This is a genomic window from Zoogloea oryzae, assembly GCF_030161255.1.
GTDB lineage: Bacteria > Pseudomonadota > Gammaproteobacteria > Burkholderiales > Rhodocyclaceae > Zoogloea > Zoogloea oryzae.
This window is the reverse complement of the sequence record NZ_BSPX01000205.1, coordinates 1-1180: the sequence shown is the minus strand read 5'-3', so window position 1 is coordinate 1180 and position 1180 is coordinate 1. Positions and strand designations below refer to the sequence as shown.

1 protein-coding gene is annotated in these 1180 nt (G+C 45.5%); it reads left to right on the top strand.

What is annotated here, in order from left to right:
* Positions 1-1180, top strand: a 1180-nt coding sequence (locus tag QQK25_RS23050; protein WP_284190054.1) for a retropepsin-like aspartic protease family protein, incomplete at both ends; no start/stop codon positions are given.

The following is a 1180-nucleotide window of genomic DNA, read 5'->3' as shown; positions in this document are numbered from 1 at the left end:
CTTCGAAGCTGTTCAGCCGGAGAGTGAAAAGACCAAGATCATGATAGCCAGCATGTACCTCACAGACGATGCCAAGCTCTGGTGGCGTACAAGGTGTGAAAATGTTGAATTCAGAGAAATGACTGTCCAGACTTGGGAAGACTTCAAAAGAGAACTTATGGCTCAGTTCATGCCACAAAATGATGATTTTGCAGCCAGAGGCCAACTCAGACGGTTGAAACAAGCAGGGAGCATTCGAGATTATATTAAGACATTCTCAACACTCCTTGAGATCACGGAAATGTCTGAAAAAGATCAGTTGTACGAGTTTCTTGAGGGCTTGGAACCATGGCTCCAGATAGAACTTCAGAAACAACAGGTGAAGAATGTATACACCGCAATGGCGACTGCCGAGCGACTTTGTGACTATAGCTCCCTCAACAACAGAGGAAAAATCCCTCAAAATGTGTCTCAAGCTCCACAGAAGAGTGCGAACGCGGGGACCTCGAACAAATTTGGGAACAACCATACAAGGAGTGGAAGTGAACCCTCTAATAACTATGGGGGAGGCACATACAAGCCACCACAATCCTCCGCTAGTAGTGCAGGATCTTCAGTCTCGAAGGCTCCATACAGATCGCCACAATGGGTTCCGCCTCAATGTTTCTTTTGTCGTAGTAAACAGCACATAACGGCCAATTGTGATCAAAAGGAAGCCCTTAATGCCATAGCATGTGAATATATGGCAAAGAAAGCTGAAGAAAGAGAAAGAGAAGAAGCCAATATGGGATCCCTACATCTATGTGCAGCCGTAGCCAGTCAAGTTGTTGAGCCTACGACTGCTAAGAAGGGCCTCCTGTACGTGAGTCTCATCATTAAAGGAGATACATCTCCAGCCATGATAGACACGGGTGCTACTCACAACTTCCTTGCCATTGAAGAAGCAAAGCGACTTGGCTTACCAATTGAGAAGCGATCCAGCACAATGAAAGCCGTCAATTCTGCAGCTAAGCCAGTTCATGGGATTGTAAATAATGTACCCATCACAATGGACTCATGGAGTGGTAAAACAAGTTTCTTAGTTGTTGATCTCGATGACTTTAAGGTGATCATGGGATTGGAGTTCCTAGACCAACACAAGGTCGTGTTGCTGTCGTACGTCGATTCCATGTTGATAGGAGGTGAGAACCCTATCATGATA